This window comes from Micromonospora sp. NPDC050187 (assembly GCF_044459745.1).
Lineage (GTDB): Bacteria > Actinomycetota > Actinomycetes > Mycobacteriales > Micromonosporaceae > Micromonospora.
In genome coordinates this window covers 222,277-242,803 of the sequence record NZ_JBITJH010000010.1, presented here as the reverse complement: position 1 = coordinate 242,803, position 20,527 = coordinate 222,277, and the positions used below count along the sequence as shown (strand labels likewise).

The 20,527-nt window shown below is 76.1% G+C and carries 5 protein-coding genes; 1 reads left to right on the top strand and 4 read right to left on the bottom strand.

Going from position 1 to position 20,527, the window contains the following annotated elements; genetic code table 11:
- Positions 1-1,823 (bottom strand): type I polyketide synthase (locus ACIBJE_RS18180; protein ID WP_396749681.1); only part of this gene is annotated, 1,823 nt, incomplete at its 3' end.
- 279 nt (positions 1,824-2,102) lie between these two features.
- On the opposite strand from ACIBJE_RS18180, the gene ACIBJE_RS18175 reads away from it, so the two are divergent.
- Positions 2,103-2,861, top strand: coding sequence for a thioesterase II family protein (locus ACIBJE_RS18175; RefSeq protein WP_396749678.1), 759 nt, complete (start codon positions 2,103-2,105; stop codon positions 2,859-2,861).
- 70 nt (positions 2,862-2,931) lie between these two features.
- Here ACIBJE_RS18175 and ACIBJE_RS18170 read toward each other — a convergent pair whose 3' ends face one another.
- The 3 genes from ACIBJE_RS18170 to ACIBJE_RS18160 are packed head-to-tail and all read right to left on the bottom strand — an operon-like array spanning position 2,932 to position 20,360.
- Complete coding sequence (locus ACIBJE_RS18170) at positions 2,932-3,819, bottom strand: SAM-dependent methyltransferase (protein WP_396749676.1); 888 nt, start codon at positions 3,817-3,819, stop codon at positions 2,932-2,934.
- 27 nt (positions 3,820-3,846) lie between these two features.
- Complete coding sequence (locus tag ACIBJE_RS18165; protein ID WP_396749674.1) at positions 3,847-5,439, bottom strand: bifunctional 3-(3-hydroxy-phenyl)propionate/3-hydroxycinnamic acid hydroxylase; 1,593 nt, start codon at positions 5,437-5,439, stop codon at positions 3,847-3,849.
- Between the two features lie 35 nt (positions 5,440-5,474).
- Positions 5,475-20,360: an SDR family NAD(P)-dependent oxidoreductase gene (locus ACIBJE_RS18160; RefSeq protein WP_396749671.1), complete on the bottom strand. Its 14,886-nt coding sequence runs from the start codon at positions 20,358-20,360 to the stop codon at positions 5,475-5,477.
- Positions 20,361-20,527: the final 167 nt, after the last annotated feature.

The following is a 20,527-nucleotide window of genomic DNA, read 5'->3' as shown; positions in this document are numbered from 1 at the left end:
AACGCCTCCGCGAACACCGGAAACGCCCCGTACAACCCCCGACCCATACCCGGCCGCTGCGCACCCTGACCCGTGAACACCAACGCCCGACGACCGGGTACGGCCTGTCCGACCACGATCGTGCCGGTCCGCTCGACACCACTGGCGAGCGCCTCCAAGCCGGCCGACAGGTCGTCACCGGACGTCCCCAGCACGACCGCCCGGTGCTCCAACGCCGCCCGGGTGGCAGCCAGTGACCAACCCACGTCGACGGCCGACGCCCCGGCCTGTCCCCGGACGAACCCGGCCAGCCGCTCGGCCTGCCCTGCCAGGGCCTCCGGCGAGCGCCCCGACACCAGCCACGGCACCATCGGGAGGTGGCGGCCGAGCGCCGCCTGCGTGTCCGGGCGGTCGACGAGCCCGCCCGACGCGTCGCCCTCCGCTCCGGCCGGAACCGGGTCGGCCTGCTCGACGATGACGTGCGCGTTGGTGCCGGAGATGCCGAACGACGACACCGCCGCCCGACGCGGCCGATCCACCACCGGCCACGACCGCGCCTGCGTCACCAACTCCACCGCACCCGCCGACCAGTCCACCTTCGACGACGGCGCGTCCACGTGCAGAGTCGCCGGCACAAGGCCGTGCCGCATCGCCTCGACCATCTTGATCACACCCGCCACGCCGGCGGCGGCCTGGGTGTGCCCGATGTTCGACTTGACCGACCCCAACAGCAGCGGACGGTCGTCCGGCCGGTCCTGCCCGTAGGTGGCGAGCAGCGCCTGCGCCTCGATCGGATCACCCAACGTCGTACCCGTGCCGTGCGCCTCCACCACGTCCACGTCGGCAGTGGTGAGACGAGCACTCGTCAACGCCTGGCGGATCACCCGCTGCTGCGACGGGCCGTTCGGCGCGGTCAACCCGTTCGACGCACCGTCCTGGTTGACGGCGGTGCCCCGCACCACGGCGAGGACCCGGTGGCCGAGCCGCTGGGCGTCGGCGAGGCGTTCGACGAGGAGCATGCCGACGCCCTCGGCGAGGGAGGTGCCGTCGGCGGCGTCGGCGAAGGCCCGGCACCGGGCGGACGCGGAGAGGTTGCCCTGCCGGGTGAAGTCGACGAAGACCGCCGGGGTCGGCATGACGGTGACGCCGCCGGCCAGCGCCAGGTCCGATTCGCCCGAGCGCAGCGACTGCACGGCCAGGTGCAGGGCCACCAGCGACGACGAGCACGCGGTGTCGACGGTGACCGCCGGGCCCTCGAAGCCGAAGGTGTAGGCGACCCGGCCGGAGCTGATGCTGCCGGCGTTGCCGAGGCCGAGGTAGTCGACGACGCCGTCGGGCACATCGGTGGCACCGGCTGCGTAGTCGCCGTGGGTGAGGCCGGCGAAGACGCCGACCCGGTCGCCCTTCCACGCGGTCGGATCGATCCTGGCGGACTCGAAGGCCTCCCAGGAGACCTCCAGTAGCAGCCGCTGCTGGGGGTCCATGGCCTGGGCCTCACGCGGGCTGATGCCGAAGAACCGGGGGTCGAAGTGGCCCGCGTCGTGGACGAAGCCGCCCTCCCGGACGGAGGAGGTGCCGGGACGTTCCCCGGTCGGGTCGTAGAGCTCGTCGAGGTCCCAGCCGCGGTCGGCGGGGAAGTCGCCGACGGCGTCGCCGGACGCGGCGACGAGGTCCCACAGCGCCTCCGGCGTGGTGACGCCGCCGGGGAACCGGCACGCCATCCCGACGATGGCGATCGGCTGCCGGGCCTCGTCCTCCACGTCGCGGAGCCGTTGCCGGGTCCGCCTCAGGTCGGTGGTGACCCGCTTCAGATACTCCCGGAGCTTCTCTTCGGTGTCCATCAACCTGACCCATCGCAGTGGCCGGCGGAGACCTGACGCGGTCGGCGGTGCGAATGCGCGAATTCTCAGGCCAGTTCGGTTCCACGTCCTTGAGTACACGTCACCCGAGAGCCACGGGTCCCCTCTGCGGGGAAGTTATGGCGTCGTATGAGCTGCGACAACCCCTAACCGTCATGACCCGTCCGCTAGGGGTGGCCCGCCTCCGGCGACGCGGTTAGCGTCCGGTGGAATGGCCGGGTGCCCGGGGGTCCGGGCCCCATCGTTGGGAAGGACCGCGTGACGATGACCGACCACGACAACGGCCTGTGGGTACGCCGGTTCCACCCGGCCCCGGCCGGTGCGCCCCGGCTGGTGTGCCTGCCGCACGCCGGCGGGTCCGCGAGCTTCTACTTCCCGGTCTCCCGGGCGCTGTCGCCGGCCGTGGAGGTCCTCAGCATCCAGTACCCGGGCCGGCAGGACCGCCGCCACGAGCCGTGCGTCGACAGCATCCCGGAGCTGGCCCGCCAGGTCTTCCGGGTGCTGCGGCCCTGGCTGGACCAGCCGCTGGCGATCTTCGGGCACAGCATGGGCGCGACCCTCGGCTTCGAGGTGGCGCGGCTGATGGAGGCGGAGACCGGCGCGCCGGCCGCGCACCTGTTCCCGTCCGGGCGGCGGGCGCCGTCGTGCCGCCGGGACGAGACGGTGCACCTGCTCGACGACGAGGGCCTGCTCGCCGACGTGAAGAAGCTGAGCGGCACGAACTCCGCGGTGCTCGGCGACCCGGACATGCTGCGGGCCGCGCTGCCGGCCATCCGCAACGACTACCGGGCGGCGGAGACGTACGAGTACACGCCGGGGCCGAAGCTGAGCTGCCCGGTGACGGTGTTCACCGGTGACGACGACCCGAAGACCACCGTCGACGAGGCCCGGGCGTGGCAGGAGCACACCACTGGGCCGTTCGACATGCACGTCTTCCCCGGCGGGCACTTCTTCCTGGCCCAGCACCAGCCGGCGATCCTGCGTACCCTCTCGGCGGCGCTGACCCGGGCGGCGGTCGGCTGACCGCGCCGGCCCGACGCACGTCGCGGCCCTCACCCGCCGGGTTCGTCCGGATGGTGAGGGCCGCGTCGTGTCACGGCTTGTGCGCGACGGCGATGACGTAGTCGAGCAGGGCGATCTCCTTCTTGATCAGGTTCTCGTCGCGCCAGTGGTTGGCCATCCCCTTGACCGCGCTGCGCTCGGCGGCGGCCTGGAACGCCGGGTCGCTGGGTCGGGCGGCCTGGAACCGCCGCCAGCCCTCCCAGGTGCGCTCCTGGATCGACTGCACCTCGGCGTTGACGAACCCGGCCGAGGTGAGCTGCCCGGCGTAGACGGTCCGGTCGTGCCAGTTCTCGTCGGGGATGCTGAACTTGACGAAGCTGAGCGGGCCGGAGCTGATGGACATCCGGGGGGTCTCGTTGCTCAGCGGGATGATGTCGGCGGTGGCCAGGGTGCCGCCGGGCTTGAGCACCCGGAACGCCTCGGCGAAGAAGGCGCTGCGCGGGTGGAAGTGGAAGGCCGACTCCAGCGCGACGACCCGGTCGAAGGTGTTGTCCGGGAAGGGCAGCTCGGTGGCGGTGCCGAGCTGGAACTCGGCCTGCTCGGCCAGGCCCTCGCGGCCGGCGCGCTCGCGCGCGTGCTCGACGTGCCGGGGGGTGACGTTGATGCCGTGCACCTTGGCCACCCGGCGGTCGCGCAGCCAGGCGAAGTCCTGGTCGCCGTAGCCGAAGCCGACGTCGAGCACGGTGTCGTCGGGCTTGAATCCGGCGGCGTCGGCGAGTTTCGTGGCCAGCGCCTCGCCGGCCACGTCGAGGCTGGTCACGCCCTCCTCCCAGTAGCCGACGTTCATGTACCGGCTGGTGCGGGCGGCGAACTCCACGTCCGGGGACTGGATCTCGTAGAAGCGGCGGACCCGGGTCACCGGGTCCTTGGTGGCCAGGGTGCGGATCACCCGGCCGAGGGTGCGGAGGTTCTCCAACATGTCGGTTCCTTCAGCAGCAGGGAGCGGTCAGCGGTGCAGGGCCCGGGCGACGACCTGCCGGCGCAGGTCGTCCACGAGGGCGGCCGGGCCGTCCGGTCCGGCCGCCACGCCGAAGACGTAGAAGTCGGGTCGGACCAGCACGGCGTCGGCGTTCGCGTCGGCCAGCCAGGCCAGGTGGACGCCGTCGAGGTCGACGACGTCGGTCGGCGCGGTGGCGTCGCCGGGAGCCGGGACGGCAGCGGAGTCGTCGGGACGCACGGTGACCCGGTGGGCACCGAGGGTGTCGAGGAACGCGGTGGCGTCCGCGTCGAGCGTGGCCGGGCCTCGGGTGATCAGGACGAAGCCGGTGCCGACCACCTCGTCGAAGCGGCCGGTCCGTCCGGCGGCGGTCACCCGGCCCTGGGGGGCGGGGTCCCCGGCGCGGGGTGCCGGCGTGCCGTCCGGGGTGCGGTGCAGCACGCCGTCGACGATCGCCTCGCGCAGCGAGCGGGCGTGCCGCTGCTGGGTACGCCGGCGCAGCGCGGCCAGCATGACCGCGTCCCGACCGGCGGCCTTCTTCTGGTCGGTCTCGCAGATCACCGTGCCGGAGTCGATGGACATCCGGATGGCGTGCTGCACGTGGGCCCGCCGCTCCGTCTCGTAGGTGTCCAGGAGCGCCTCGTCGGCGACGCCCCGGTGCACCAGGTCCAGCTTCCAGGCGAGGTTGACCACGTCCCGGAACCCGGAACTCATGCCCTGCCCGAGGAACGGGGGCATCACGTGGGCGGCGTCGCCGGCCAGGAACACCCGCCCGGAGCGCCAGGTGTCGGCGTAGCAGGCCTGGGTGGTGTAGACGCCGTAGCGGTCCAGCCGGGCGGTGTCCGGGGTGATGTCGAACAGGCCCAGTAGCCGCCAGGCACTGGCCTCGCTGCGGAACTCCTCCAGGGTCTCCCCCGGCACCCGCATGAACTCCCACCGGCGGTGGTCGGGGCCGGCGGAGACGGCGGTGCGGGGCCGGGCCGGGTCGCAGATCTGGAGGTTGTTCGGCTTGAACTCGTGCGGCTCGTTGAGCACCACGTCGCAGACCAGCCAGTCGTAGCTGAAGCCCAGGTCGGTGACGGTCGCGCCGAGCCAGCGGCGGACGAAGCTGTTCGCCCCGTCGCAGCCGAGCACCCAGGAGGCGGTGAAGGCGTGCTCGGTGCCGTCGCCGTCGACGGCGGTCGCCTCCACCCGGTCGCCGTGGTCGGTGAGCCCGGTGACCTCCAGCCCTCGGTGCACCTCGACGCCGGGCAGGGCGCGGCCCCGCTCGGCGAGGCGGTCCTCCAAGCCGGGCTGGTAGAAGGAGATCGAGTCGGGCCAGCCGGCGGGGCCGTCGTCGGCGACCTTGACGTGCAGCAGGGTCCGGCCGAAGCCGTTCTTCCAGGTGTACTCACCGGACAGCTCGGTGACGTCGTCGAGGCGGTCACCGAGGCCGCAGGCGGCGAGGACGCGACTGGCCTCCCCGTCGTAGGAGACCGCGCGGGGCATGTTGTACGGGGTCTGCCACTTCTCCACCACCCGCACGGTGAGTCCGCGCTGGGCGAGCAGGATCGCCGCCACCTGACCCACCGGGCCGTAGCCCACGATCAGTACGTCCGTCATCACCGTTTCCTCGTGGTCCGCATCGGGCCGGCCATCTACAGCCCGAGTTCCGTGTCGATCAGGCTGAAGATCTCGTCGTCGCTGGCCTGGTCGAGGTCCAGGTCGTCGTCGGTGGTGGAGGCGCCGCGCATGGTCCGCCACTTGGCGACCAGCACCTCCAGCCGGGCCGTGACCTGGGTGTGCAGGTCCGCCTCGACGGTCGTCTCGGCGAGGGTGCGTTCCAGGTTCTCCAGCTCGGCGAGGATCGCCGGGGTGGCCTCGCCGCCGTCGGGGACGAGCCGGGAGCGCAGGTACGCGGCGAGCGCGGTCGGATCCGGGTAGTCGAAGATCACCGTGGCCGGCAGCCGTTCGCCGGTCGCCTCGGTCAGCCGGTTGCGCAGCTCGACGGCGGTCAGCGAGTCGAAACCGATCTCGTTGAACGCCTGTTCCGGCCGGATCGCGTCGGGGCTGCCGTGACCGAGCACGGTGGCCGCCTCGGCGCGGACCAGGTCCAGCAGGAACGCGGACTGCTCGGTCGCGGTGAGCGCGCGCAGCCGACCGGCGAGGTCCTGGCCGCCGGTGGTCGCCGTGGCGCGGGCGCGGGGTCGTTCCCGACGCACCAGGCCGCGCATCAGCGCCGGCACCACGGCCCGCCCGGCGAGGGCGGACACGTCGACCCGGGTGGGCACCAGGTGCTCCTCGGCGGCGGCCAGCCCGGCGTCGAACAGGGCCATGCCGAGGTCGGTGGGGATGGCGAGCTGACCGTCGCGGGCGGTGATCCGGGGGTCGGTGCGGTCCAGCGCGCCGGTCATCGCGCTGGCCTGCTCCCACAGCCCCCAGGCGTACGACTGGGCCGGCAGGCCGGTCCCGCGCCGCCGCCGGGCCAGCGCGTCCAGGTACGCGTTGGCGGCGGCGTAGTTGCCCTGGCCGGGGACGCCGAACACGCCCGCGCCGGAGGAGAAGAGCACGAACCCGGCGAGGTCGAGGTGCCGGGTCGCCTCGTCGAGGTGGCGGGCGGCGTCCACCTTGGGCCGGAAGACGGTGTCGATCCGCTCCGGGGTGAGCGCGGTGACCACCCCGTCGTCGAGCACCCCGGCGGCGTGCACCACGGCGGTGAGCGGGTGCGCGTCGGGCACCCCGGCGACGAGCCGGGCCACGTCGGCCCGGTCGGCCACGTCGGCGGCGACCACGCTGACCGTGGCACCGAGGGCGGTCAGTTCGGCGGTCAGGTCCGCCACGCCGGCGGCGTCCGGGCCACTGCGGCTGGCCAGCAGCAGGTGCCGTACGCCGTGCCCGGTGACCAGGCGGCGGGCGACGAGCCCGCCGAGCAGGCCGGTGCCGCCGGTGAGCAGCACGGTGCCGTCCGGGTCCCACCCGGCGGGCATGGTGAGCACCACCTTGCCGACGTGCCGGGCCTGGCTGACGTACCGGAAGGCGTCGGGGGCCTGGCGGACGTCCCAGGCGCGCACCGGCAGCGGCTGGAGGGTGCCGTCGGCGAAGAGGTCCATCAACGTGACCAGCATCCGCTGGATCTCGTCGGGCTCCACCGTGGTCAGGTCGTACGCCTGGTAGGCGACGCCGGGGTGGTCGACGGCGATTCGGTCGGGGTCGCGCAGGTCGGTCTTGCCCATCTCCAGGAACCGCCCGCCGCGCGGCAGCAGCCGCAGCGACGCGTCGACGAACTCGCGAGCCAGCGAGTCGAGCACCACGTCGACGCCACGTCCACCGGTGGCGGCGAGGAACCGCGTCTCGAAGTCGAGGGTGCGGGACGAGGCGAGGTGGTCCTCGCCGATGCCCATGGCCCGCAGCGCCGGCCACTTGCCGGGGCTGGCGGTGGCGTAGACGTCCGCGCCGAGGTGCCGGGCGAGCTGGACGGCGGCCATGCCCACGCCACCGGCGGCGGCGTGCACCAGCACGGACTCGCCGGCCCGCAGCCCGGCCAGGTCGACCAGGCCCCGGTAGGCGGTGAGGAAGACCACCGGCACGGAGGCGGCCTGGGCGAAGGTCCAGTCGTCGGGCATCGGGGCCAGCAGCCGGCGGTCGGTGACCGCGACCGGTCCGAAGCAGCCGAGGAAGACGCCGAGCACCCGGTCGCCGGGGCGCAGGTCGGCCACGGCGTCGCCGACCTCGGTGACCACGCCGGCCGCCTCGCCGCCGGGCGGGCCGGGGTCGCCGGGGTAGAGGCCGAGCGCGTTGAGCACGTCCCGGAAGTTCAGTCCGGCGGCGCGGACCCGGACGCGGACCTCCCACGGGCCGAGCGGGGTGTCGGCCGCGTCGGTGGGGATCAGCGTCAGGCCTTCCAGGCTGCCCCGGGTCGGCACGTCGAGCCGCCACGCCGGCGTGGCCGGCGGGGTGAGGGTGGCCGCGTCGGCGCGGCGGGCCAGGCGCGGTACGTACGGGGTACCGTCCCGCCAGGCCACCTGTGGTTCGCCGGTGGCGAGGGCGACGGCGACGGCGACGGCGTCCGGGGTGACGTCGGTGTCGAGCAGGACGAACCGGTCGGGGTGCTCGGACTGGGCGGAGCGGACCAGCCCCCAGGCGGTGGCCGCGGCCGGATCGTCGACCTCGGCGGGACCGTGCACGCCGACCGCGCCCCGGGTGAGCAGGACCAGCGGGGTGCCCGCCCAACGGGCGTCGGCGAGCCAGCCCTGCACCAACGCGAGGGCCTCGGCCGCGACGAGTCGAGCCCGGTCGGCGTCCGGCGCGGGGTCGGTCGGGTGCGGTTCGTCCCAGCCCGGGGCGGGGCCCGTCGGGATCGTCCCGGACCAGCCCGGGGCGGCGAGGACGGCGTCGGGGGCGGATGTCCCGGCGTCGACGGCCCGGGCGAGCGCGGCCGGGTCGGCGTGGTGCTCGAAGCCGCCGACGGGCCGGCCGAGCGCCACCACCCGGGTCGGGGAAACGGGTTCGGGCACGGCGAGGGGCTGCCAGTCGAGCCGGAACAGGGCGTCGTCGACGGCGGCGTCGCGCGCGCCCAGCTCGGCGCGGGAGATGGGCCGCATGGCCAGCGAGGCGACCTCGGCCACCGGCTCGCCGGCCGCGTCGACGGCGGTCAGGCTGAAGGCGTGCGGGGCGACCCGGCGCAGCCGGACCCGCAGCGCGCCGGCCCCGGCGGCGTGCAGGACGACGCCGTTCCAGGCGAACGGCAGCAGCATCCGATCGGCTCCGGCGTCGGCGAGGCCGCCGAAGTGCGCGGCGTGCAGCGCGGCGTCGAGCAGCGCGGGGTGCAGGTTGTACCGGTCGGCGTCGGCGCGCGGCCCGGCCGGCAGCTCCACCTCGGCGTGGACCTCGTCACCGGTGGTCCACACCGCCCGCAGGCCCTGGAACGCCGCTCCGTACGCGTACCCGTCGTCGGCCAGGCTGGAGTAGAAGTCGGTCAGGTCGACGGGGCGCGCGTCGCGCGGGGGCCCGGCGGTGACCTCCGGCGGCGCGGTGGCGGTCGCGGCGAGGGTGGCGGTGGCGTGCCGGGTCCACGGTGCCCCGGCCGGACCGTCGGCGGGCCGGGAGTGCAGGGTCACCGGGCGACGGCCGTCCTCGCCGGGCGGGCCGACGGCCACCTGCACCTGGGTCGCCCCGTCGGGCGCGAGGGCCAGCGGGGCCTCGATGACCAGCTCGTCGAGGACGGGGCAGCCGACCTCGTCCCCGGCGCGCAGGCACAGCTCGACCAGACCGGTGCCGGGCACCAGCACGGTCCCGGCGACCGTGTGGTCGGCCAGCCACGGCTGGTCGGCGACGCTGAGCCGGCCGGTGAACAGGTGGCCGCGCGCCTCGGCCAGCGGCACGGACGCCCCCAGCAACGGGTGGTCGGCGGCGGCCAGGCCGGCCGCGCCGACGTCGCCGCGGCCGGTGACGGGCCGGGGCCAGTAGCGGCGGTGGGCGAAGGCGTACGTGGGCAGGTCGACCCGTCGCCCGCCGGCCAGGGCGGGACGCCAGTCGACCGGAACGCCGCGCACGTGCAACTGGGCGAGGGAGAGCAGGAAGCGACCCAGGCCGCCCTGGTCACGCTGCACCGACCCGACGGTCACCGCCTCGTGGTCGTCGACCAGGGTCTGTTCGATGCCGACGGTGAGCACCGGGTGCGGGCTGCACTCGACGTACGTGTGGTGGCCCTCGGCGGCCAGCGCGCGGACCGCGCCCTCCAGCTCGACCGGCTGGCGCAGGTTGCGGTACCAGTAGTCGGGGCCCATCTCGGGGCCGTCGAGCCAGCGCAGGTCCGTGGTGGAGAACAGCGGCACGGCGGCCGGGCCGGGCATGATGCCGGCCAGCGCTTCGGCCAGCTCGTCGCGGATCCGCTCCACCTGGGCGGAGTGCGAGGCGTAGTCGACCGCGATCCGGCGGACCCGGGCCTGCTCGGCGGCGAGTTCGGCGAGGATCTCCTCGACGGCGGCCTCCTCCCCGGAGACCACCACGGCGGACGGGCCGTTGACGGCGGCCACGGCGATCCGGTCGCCGAAGCGGGCGATCCGGTCGCGGACCACGTCGGCGGGGAGCGCCACGGAGGCCATCGCCCCCTGCCCGGCCAGCGAGCGGATCGCGCGGCTGCGCAGCGCCACCACCCGGGCGGCGTCCGGTAGGGAGAGCACCCCGGCGACGCAGGCGGCGGCGATCTCGCCCTGCGAGTGGCCGACCACGGCGGCGGGCTGGACGCCGTACGAGCGCCATAGCTCGGCCAAGGACACCATCATCGCGAAGAGGACGGGCTGCACCACGTCGACCCGCTCCAGGCCGGGCGCGCCGGGGACCCGCCGCAGCACGTCCAGCAGGGACCAGTCCAGGTGGGGCCGGAGCGCCGCGTCGCAGGCGGCAATCCGTTCGGCGAAGACGGGGGCCTGGTCGAGCAGGTCCAGGGCCATGCCGTCCCACTGGGAGCCCTGCCCGGGAAAGACGAACACGCAGCGCCGGGCCGGGCCGGCGTCACCGCGCACCAGGTCGGGTGCGGAGCGGCCGTCGGCGAGCGCGTCGAGCGCGGCGGCGATCCGGTCCGCGTCGACGCCGACGAGCACCGCCCGGGTGTCGAAGGTGGCCCGGCTGGTGGCGAGCGACCAGGCCACGTCGAGGGGACGCTGCTCGGGGCGGTCGGCGAGGTGGGCGCGCAGCCGCCGGGCCTGGCCGGCCAGGGCCTCGGGGGTACGCGCCGACAGCAGCCACGGCAGGGCCCCCGCGTCGCCCGCCGGGTCGACGGTCAGGGCGGCGTCGGCCGGCGTGACGACGGCCGGGGAAACCGTGGACGCCTCGCCGGCCGGCGGGACCGTGGACGCCTCGCCGGCCGGCGCAGCGACGGACGCCTCGGCGGCCGTCTCGGTCGCGGCGGCCGCCTCGACGACGACGTGCGCGTTGGTGCCGCTGATGCCGAACGAGGAGACGCCGGCCCGGACCGGCCGGTCGGTGCGGGGCCAGGGGCGGGCCTCGGTGAGCAGGTCGACCGCCCCGGCGGCCCAGTCGACGCGGGAGGTGCGGTGGTCGGCGTGCAGGGTGCGGGGCAGCCGGCCGTGCCGCATGGCGAGGACGACCTTCAGCACGCCGGCCACACCGGCGGCGGCCTGGGTGTGCCCGAGGTTGGACTTGACCGAGCCGAGCAGCAGCGGCGGGGCGTCGGCCGGACGCTGCCCGTACGTGGCGAGGATCGCCTCGGCCTCGATCGGGTCGCCGAGGGGGGTGCCGGTGCCGTGCGCCTCCACCACGTCCACGTCGGCCGGGGTGAGTCCGGCGGCGCCCAGCGCGGCCCGGATGACCCGTTCCTGGGAGGGTCCGTTCGGGGCGGTGAGCCCGTTGGACGCGCCGTCCTGGTTGACCGCCGTGCCGCGCACCAGGGCCAGGACGGGGTGGCCACGCCGCCGGGCGTCGGAGAGCCGCTCCACGACGAGCATCCCGACGCCCTCGGACATGCCGAACCCGTCGGCCTCCTCGGCGAACGCCTTGCACCGGCCGTCGGCGGCGAGGCCGCGCTGACGGCTGAAGCCGGTGAGGCCGGCCGGGGTGGACATCACCGACACGCCACCGGCCAGCGCCAGGTCGCAGTCGCCCTGCCGCAGGGCCTGCACCGCCAGGTGCAGCGCGACCAGCGACGCCGAGCAGGCGGTGTCCACGGTGACCGCCGGGCCCTCCAGGCCGAGCGCGTACGCCACCCGTCCGGAGAGGACGCTGCCGGCGGTGCCGGTGAGCAGGTGGCCCTCGTCGGCGGTGGTCTCCCCGTCGTCGGAGGACACCCCGGGGGCGATGTGGTCGGCGTAGTCCTGGCCGTGGGTGCCGGCGAACACGCCGGTACGGCTGCCGCGCAGCGTGCCCGGGTCGATGCCGGCGCGTTCCAGGGCCTCCCAGGAGGTCTCCAGCAGCAGCCGGTGCTGCGGATCCATGGCGAGCGCCTCGCGGGGGCTGATGCCGAAGAACGCGGCATCGAAGTCGGCGATTCCGGTGAGGAAGCCACCTGCGCGCACATACGTCCGCCCGGGTGTGCCGGGGGCGGGATCGTACAGGTCCGCGAGGGGCCAGCCCCGGTCGGTGGGCAGGTCGCCGATGACGTCGTCACCGGCGTCGAGCAGCCGCCACAGGTCCTCGGGGGAGCCGATGCCGCCGGGGAACCGGCAGGCCATGGCGACGATCGCCACCGGCTCGTCGAGCGCGACGGTGGTGGCGTCGGCGACCTCGGTGGCGGCGGTGCCGAGCAGCCGGGCGTGCAGGTGCGCGGCGAGCAGTTCCGGGGTGGGGTGGTTGAACACCGCGTGCGGGGCGAGCCGGACGCCGGTGACGGCGGAGAGCCGGTTGCTCAGCTCGACCGCCGTCAGCGAGTCGAAGCCGAGTTCCTTGAACGGGCGGTCCGGCTCGACGGCGGTGGGGTCGGTGTGCCCGATGACGGTGGCGCAGCGGGCCCGGACCAGGTCCAGCAGGAGGGCGGCCCGCTCGGGCTCGGCGAGACCGGCGAGGCGTTCGGCGAACCCGGCGGCGGTGCGCGGGGCGGGGTCGGCGTTGACCGCCCGGCGGGGTGGCGGGGGCAGCAGCGCCCACAGCAGGGCGGGCACCTCCCCGGCGGCGCGCACGGCGGCCAGGTCCAGTCCGATCGGCACCAGCGCCGCCCGGTCGGCGGCCAGGGCGGCGTCGAACAGCGCGAGCCCGGCGGCCGTGTCGAGGGGACGGGTGCCGCCCCGGGCGAGGCGGGCCAGGTCGGCGGCACCGAGGCGGCCGGCCATGCCGTCCTGCTCGGCCCAGAGCCCCCAGGCCAGCGCGGTGCCCGGCAGGCCGTGGGCGCGCCGGTGCGCGGCGAGCGCGTCGAGGAAGGCGTTGCCGGCGGCGTAGTTGCCCTGGCCGGGGCTGCCGAACACCGCCGACGCGGAGGAGAAGAGCACGAACGCGGCGAGGTCGAGGCCGGCAGTCAGCTCGTGCAGGTGCCACGCGCCGTGCACCTTGGCCCGCAGGGTGTTCTCCCACCGGGCCGGGTCGAGGTCGGTCAGCAGCGCGTCGTCGGTGACGCCGGCGGCGTGCACCACGGCGACGAGCCGGTCGGCGAGGGGGGCGACGACCGCTTCGAGGGCCGCACGGTCGGCCACGTCGACGGCGACGGTTCGTACGGTGACGCCGGTCTCGGCGAGCGTGTCCGTCCAGGGGGCCGGCCGGCCGGTCCGGCTGAGCAGCACCAGTTCGGTGACGCCGTGCGCGGTGGCGAGGTGGGTGGCGACGTGTCGGCCGACGCCCCCGGTGCCGCCGGTGACCAGCACCGTCCCCCCGGTGAGCGCGGGTGCTGCGGTGTCGGAGGCGGGGTCGGCGGGGCGCAGCCGGGGCACCAGGGCGCGGCCGTCGCGGACGGCCACCTCCGGCTCGTCGGCGACGGCCAGGGCCGCCCGGACGGTGGCGTCGTCGGTGGCGTCGAGACTGAGCAGCAGGAACCGGCCGGGGTGTTCGGCGCGGGCGACCCGGAGCAGCCCGACGACCGGCGCGTGCACCGGGTCGCCGTCGCGGACGGCCACGGCGAGCCGGGTGTCCTCGGCGCGCGGGTCGTCGAGCCAACGCCGGAGCACGCCGAGGAGGTCGAGGCCGACCGCGTGGGCCCGGTCGGGCACGGACGCGCCGCCGTCGCCGTCGCCGACGCGGAGCACGAGCAGCGGGGGCAGCGGCCCGGCCGGCGGCACGCCGTCGGCGACGGTCCAGGTGGGCACCGGCGTCGCCGGGGTGGCGGCCGGCAGCCAGTCGACCGTGTACAGGCCGGCGGGCCCGGTGTCGGCGGTCGAAGCCGGTGCGTCGGCGGCCGGCACCGGCACGTCGCGCAGGACGACGCGGTCCACGTCGAGCACCGGGGCCCCGGCGTCGTCGACAGCGCTCAGGGTCACCGCGTCGGCCCCGGCGCGGGCGAGGACGACCCGCAGCGCGTGCGCGCCGGTGGCGTGCCGGCGGACCCCGGTCCACTCGGTGGGCACCGTCCGCCGGCCGTCGCCGGGGTACGGGGCGAGGCCGGCGAGCGGAAGCAGGCGCAGGGCGGCGTCGAGCACCTGCGGGTGCACCCCGTACCGCTCGGCGTCGGGGTCCTCGGCGTCGTCGGGCAGGCGGACGTCGACGAGGAGCCGGTCCCCGGCGACCCAGGCAGCCCGGGCCAGGTCACCGGCGAGCGCCCGGTGCGCGTCGACGGTCAGGTCCACCGGCTGGGCCCCGGCGGGCGGCCACGGCGACCCGACGGCGCTCGGGGCGGCCGGTTCGGCCGGGGCGAGCTGCGCCTCGGCGACCTCCCGCCACGGCTGCCCGGCGGTGCGCACGTGGCAGCGGGCGGCCCGGCGGCCGGCGGGGTCGGGACCGGTGACGTCGACCTGCACGTCGACGGTCAGGTCGGCCGGGAACGCGACCGGCTCGGGAACGCGCAGTCGCGCCACGGTGGGCACGCCGAACTGCTCGCCGAGGTGGGTGAGCACGTCCAGCAACGCGGTGGCGGGCAGCAGCGGTGCGGTGCCGTCGACGGTGGCCGGACCGGGCTGGCCGGCGACGATCCGGCCGGTGGCGACGACCTGGCCGGTGCCGGCGACCGGCAGCACGCCGTCGAGGAGCGGGTGCCCGGTGTCGGCGAGCCGGCCGGAGCCCGGCCCGCCGGCGGGCAGCCAGTAGTGCCGGCGCTGGAAGGCGTAGGTGGGCAGGTCGACCCGGCGGCGCGGGCCGGGGCCGGTGACGGCGGCCCGGTCCACCCCGACGCCGCGCACGTGCAGTCGGGCGACGGCGGTGAGCAGCGCGCCCGGCTCCGGTTCACCGGTGCGCAGGGTGGGGACGAACGCCAGCTGGTCGCCGGCATCGGCAAGGCAGTCCTGCGCCGTGGCGGTGAGCACCCCGCCCGGACCGACCTCGAGGAACGTGGTGACGCCGTGCCGGTGCAGGGCGCGTACCCCGTCGAGGAAGCGGACGGTGCCCCGGACGTGGTCGACCCAGTAGTCGGCGGAGCCCAGGCGGGCCGGGTCGACCAGCTCGCCGGTCAGATTGGACACCACCGGAAGCCGGGGGGTGCGGTAGGTCAGGCCGGCGGCGACCTCACCGAACGCGTCGAGCATCGGCTCCATGCGGGCCGAGTGGAAGGCGTGCGAGACCCGCAGCCGGCTGGTGCGGCGGCCGGCGGCGCGCAGGGTCGCCGCGACGGCCAGCACCGCGTCGGTGTCCCCGGAGAGGACCACGCTGGTGGGGCCGTTGACGGCGGCGAGCCCGACCCGGTCGGTGAGGTGGGCGGCCACCTCGGCCTCGGCCGCCTCGACGGCGACCATCGCGCCTCCGGCCGGGAGCTGCTGCATCAGCCGGGCCCGCGCGGCGACCAGCGCGGCCGCGTCGGCGAGCGGGAACACCCCGGCCACGTGGGCGGCGGCCAGCTCACCGACCGAGTGGCCGATCAGCAGGTCGGGGCGGACGCCCCAGGACTCGACGAGCCGGTACAGCGCCACCTCGACGGCGAACAGCGCCGGCTGGGTGTAGAGGGTCTGGTCGAGCAGGGCGGCGCGCTCGTCGCCGTCGGGGGCGCGGACGACGTCGGCGACCGGGTGCGGGGCCGCCCCGGCGAGGTGACGATCGAGTTCGGCGCAGGCGGCGTCGAACGCCTCGGCGAAGACGGGGTACGCGGCGTGCAGCCCGGCACCCATGCCGGGACGCTGGCCGCCCTGACCACCGAAGAGCACGGCGAGCAGCCCGTCGCCGGCCCGACCGGTGACGACGGTGGGCAGGTCGGCGTCGCCCCGGGTGAGCGCGGTCAGCCCGGTCCGGGCACCGGCCGGGTCGGTGACCAGCAGGACGGCCCGGTGGTCCAGCGCGGCCCGGGTGGTCGCCAGGGCGTACGCGACGTCGCCCGGGTCGGCGTCCGCCCCGGGGCCGTCGAGCCAGCCGAGCAGGCGGGCGGCCTGGTCCCGCAGGCCCTCCCGGCTGGCGGCGGAGAGCAGCCACGGCACGGCCGTGCCGGCCCGGACGACACCCGCCCCGGCCCCGGCGGGCACCGACTCGGCGGTGCCGGCCGGGTGCGACCCGACGTCCCCGGTGGGGTGCGGCGCGGCGTCCCCGGTGGCAGGGGCGTCGGCTTCGGGAGCCTCGACGATGACGTGGGCGTTGGTGCCGCTGATGCCGAACGACGAGACGCCGGCCCGGCGGGGCCGGTCGACCGCCGGCCATCCACGGGCCTCGGTGAGCAGTTCCACCGCCCCGGCGGTCCAGTCCACCTCGGACGTCGGGGCGTCCACGTGCAGGGTGCGGGGCAGCGTGCCGTGCCGCATCGCGAGGACCATCTTCATCACCCCGGCCGCGCCGGCGGCGGCCTGGGTGTGCCCGAGGTTGGACTTCAGCGAGCCGAGCAGCAGCGGCCGGTCCGCCGGACGGTCCTGCCCGTACGTGGCGAGCAGCGCCTGCGCCTCGATCGGGTCACCGAGACGGGTACCGGTGCCGTGCGCCTCGACGGCGTCCACGTCGGCCGGACGCAGGCCGGCGGCGGCCAGCGCCCGCCGGATCACCCGTTCCTGGGCGGGCCCGTTGGGCGCGGTCAGCCCGTTGGAGGCCCCGTCCTGGTTGACCGCGGTGGCGCGCACGACGGCGAGGACCGGATGCCCGTTGCGGCGGGCGTCGGAGAGCCGTTCCAGCAGCAGGACGGCGACGCCCTCGGACCAGCCGGTGCCGTCGGCGGCCTCGGCGAAGGCTTTGCACCGGCCGTCCGGGGCGAGGCCGCGCTGGCGGCTGAACTCGACGAACGCCTGCGGGGTGCCCATCACCGCAACCCCACCGGCCACCGCGAGGGAACAGTCCCCGGCGCGCAGCGCCTGCGCGGCGAGGTGCAGCGCGACCAGTGACGACGAGCAGGCGGTGTCGACGGTGACCGCCGGGCCCTCCAGCCCGAGGGCGTACGCGACGCGGCCGGAGACGACGCTGCCGGCGGTGCCGACACCGAGGTACCCCTCCACGCCGGGTGGCGCCTGGCGCAGGTTCGCGGCGTAGTCGTGGTGCATGACGCCGGTGAAGACCCCGGTGGCGCTGCCCCGCAACGCGGTCGGGTCGATGCCCGCACGCTCGAACAGCTCCCAGGAGCTCTCCAGCAGCAGCCGCTGCTGCGGATCCATGGCCAGCGCCTCGCGGGGGCTGATCGCGAACAGGGTGGCGTCGAAGTCGGCCGCGTCGGCGAGGAACCCACCGACCCGCGCGTACGAGGTGCCCGGCTGGTCGGGGTCGTCGGAGAAGAGGTGGGCGAGGTCCCAGCCCCGGTCGGTGGGGAAGCCGGTCAGTCCCTCCCGGCCCTGCTCGAGCAGCTCCCACAGGTCCTCGGGCCCGGTGACGCCACCGGGGAGCCGGCAGGCCATCGCGACGATCGCCACCGGCTCGTCGGCGGACGACGGCCCGGTTGCCTCGGTCGCCGTCACCCGGGCGGCACCACGCAGCCGGGCGGCGAGATGCCGGGCGAGCGCCTCCGGCGTCGGGTGGTCGAAGGCGGCGGTGGCGGAGAGCCGGGCCCCGGTCTCCCGGGCCAGCCGGTCGCGCAGGGCGACCGCGCCGACCGAGGTGAACCCGAGCTCCTTGAAGGCCCGACCGGGACGGACCGCGACCGGGCCGGGCAGGCCGGCGACCTCGGCGGTGGCCGCCCGGACCAGGTCCAGCAGGAGCCGGTCGCCCTCGGCGGCGGTCAGCACGGCCAGCCGTCGGCGCAGCGTCCCGGCTGCCTCGGCGGTGTCACCGGTCGGCCGGGCGGGTTCCCGCCAGGCCGGGTGGCCGGCGGCGGGCCGGGCGAGCAGGACGAGGTCGGCACCGTCGTGGGCGATGTCGAAGGCGTCGAGGTCCCGGCGGAGACCGATGTCCGTCGGGGTGGGGCCGTCGATGGCGGTGCCGACCAGCCGGGCGGGCAGCCCGGCCGCGCGCCGCCGGGCGAGCAGGGCGTGCAGGGCGCCGACGACGGCGGCGACCCGGTGGTTGTCGGCCGCCCCGAGCAGCGGGTGGGTCGGGACGAGCAGGGTGAAGGCGGTGACGCCGGCGTGCCGGGTGCGGCGGTGCAGCCCTTCGGCGAGGGCGAGCAGCCGCCCGCCGTGGTCGTCGGTGTCGTCGTCGGCGCGGTGCCGACCCGGACGGTCGTCGAGATCGTGGACGGCGGCGGTGAGGGTGGCGGTGTCGAGGCAGAGCACAGCCGCCCCGACCTCCTCGTCCCCCATCGACGCGGCCGGGTCCGGGGCGGGCCCGGGGGCGAGCGGGGTGGCCTCGACACCGGCGGCGGTCAGCTCCGTCGCCAGGGCGACCAGGGCGGGGGCGTCCGCCGGTCCGGTGGCGAGCAGGCGCAGCTGCCGGACGCCGTACGCGGAGACCAGGTGCCAGGCCAGCGCCGCCCCGAGCGGGGTGTCCGCGCCGGCCAGCACGACCGGGTCGCCGATCGTGGCCGCACGCTCCACGGTCGGGACGGGCACGGGTCCGAGATGCGCGTGGCGGGCCGCACCGGCCCGCAGGGCGACCTGGGCGGCACCGGTGGCCACCACGGCCGGCAGCAGCGCGTACGGATCCGCGTCGGCGTCCCGGTCGACCAGCACGATCCGGTCCGGGTGGGCAGCCTGGAGAGCCCGGCCCACCGCCCAGGCCGCGACGGCCGACGGGTCGAGGTCGGGATCGTCGGCCCGGTCCGGGGTCGAGGCGTCCACCGCCCCGGTGGTCAGCAGCACCAGCCGGGTACCGGCGAACCGGTCGTCGGCGAGCCAGCCGTCGAGCGCCACCGGGTCCGCGTCCGCCGACCCGGCTGGCAGGACCACCACGTCCGGTACCTGCCCGCTGTCGCGCAGGGCGGCCAGGTCGGGGTGGAACCGGAAGCGGTCCGGGTCCGCCGCGCGCACCGCGTTATCGGTGCCGACGACCGCCCAGGGCTGGTCCGGCGCCGGTACGCCGGCCAGGTCCAGGGACGCCCAGCCGAACCGGACCAGCTCGTCGTGGTGGCTGCCGTTGACCGCGCGCAGCCGGGCCGGCTGGTCGGGCAGCAGCCGACGGGTGACCTTTCCGGACGCGGTGCGCGGCACAGCGGTGATCTCGTACAGCTCCTGCGGGACCTTGTGGTAGGCCAGCCGTTCCCGGCAGGCGGCCAGGGCGGCCCGGGGCGCGAAACCCTCCGGCCCGGCGACGACGTACGCCACCGGCACCTCGCCGAGCACCTCGTGCGGACGGCCGGTGACCGCCACGTCGGCGACGCCGGGGACGGTACGCAGCGCCTCCTCCACCTCAGCCGGGTGGATCTTCTCGCCGCCCCGGATGATCAGCTCCCGGTGCCGTCCAGTGACGAAGAGGTTGCCGGCGTCGTCGCGGCGGGCCAGGTCACCGGTGCGGTACCAGCCGTCGCGCAGCACCGCATCGGTGTCGGCGGGCCGGCCGTGGTAGCCGAGCATGACGCTCGGTCCGCGTACCCACACCTCGCCCTCCACCCCGGCGGGGACGTCCCGGCCGGTCTCCGGATCGACCAGACGAACGTCGACACCGGGCACCGGACGGCCGCAGGATCCTTCGACCCGGGGCTCGTCGGGACGGGTGACGGCGATCGAGCCGCAGGTCTCCGTGCTGCCGTACGCGTCGAGCAACGGCGCGTCGAAGACCTCCTCGAAGGCCCGGCGCAGCGGCCCGGTGGTGATCGCGCCACCAACCAGGCAGATCCGCAGCGCGGGAGCGCGGAAGCCGGTGTCCCGGGCGGCGGCGACCAGGTGGTGGTACATGGCCGGCACCCCGGCGAGCACCGTGGCGTCGTCCTGCTCGACCGCGCGCAGGACGTCCTCGGCGGAGAACCCGTCGACGAGCCGGGCGGTCGCGCCGACCGCGGTCACGCTGAGCACGCAGCCGATGTGGGAGAGGCTGTGGAACAGCGGCAGCGGCCAGACCACCCGGTCGTCAGAGGTGAGGCCGGGGATCGGCACGTAGCAGGAGGCGACGGACCACAGGCAGGTGCGCTGGGTGGAGAGCACACCCTTGGGCCGGCCGGTGGTGCCCGAGGTGTAGAGCATCCAGGCGACCTCGTCGAGGCCGAGGTCGTCGCGGGCGTCCACGGTCGGCTCGGCGTCGACCAGCTCCGACCAGGCGGCGACGCCCGCCGGGAACGGGCCGGTGCCGGTGACCCACACCCGCAGGTCGGGGCGGTCCCGGCGCAGCCGCAGCAGCTGGTCGAGGTGCTGCGCGTCGGTGACCACCAGCACCGCGCCGGAGTCGTCCAGCAGGTGGGCCAGCTCGGCGTCCGTGCTGCGCGGGTTCACCGGTACGCCGACCGCCGCCGCCCGGGTGACGGCCAGCCACGTCTCCACGGTCTCCACCCGGTTGCCCAGGCAGAAGGCGACCCGGTCGCCACGGGCCACCCCGGTCGCGGCCAGGTGACCGGCCAGCCGGCGGGTCCGCTCGGCGAGCGCGGCGTAGCTGACCGACCGGTGATCGTCGCGGAACGCGACCCGGTCCCCCAGCCGGGCGGCGTGGGCCCTCAGCAGATCGGGCAACGGCTGGACCAGGTCGCTCCGAAGCATGTCGTCACCACATCCGTCCCTCGCCGTAACGGCCCAAGTCTTCCCAGCGACCTCCCGGTGACCTACCCCTGTCACCCCCTAAGTGGTCCCCAGATCCACCCGTGGAGGCGGTGACCAGGCGCGTCGTCGGCCGATGATGGGGTGGCCCGAGGACCGTCGCACCCGTG

What these genes read in the sequence shown, in the direction of transcription:
- ACIBJE_RS18165 (WP_396749674.1), bottom strand. Translation starts at nt 5,439, where the DNA reads ATGACGGACGTACTGATCGTGGGCTACGGCCCGGTGGGTCAGGTGGCG.
- ACIBJE_RS18175 (WP_396749678.1), top strand. Translation starts at nt 2,103, where the DNA reads ATGACCGACCACGACAACGGCCTGTGGGTACGCCGGTTCCACCCGGCC.
- ACIBJE_RS18170 (WP_396749676.1), bottom strand. Translation starts at nt 3,819, where the DNA reads ATGTTGGAGAACCTCCGCACCCTCGGCCGGGTGATCCGCACCCTGGCC.
- ACIBJE_RS18160 (WP_396749671.1), bottom strand. Translation starts at nt 20,360, where the DNA reads ATGCTTCGGAGCGACCTGGTCCAGCCGTTGCCCGATCTGCTGAGGGCC.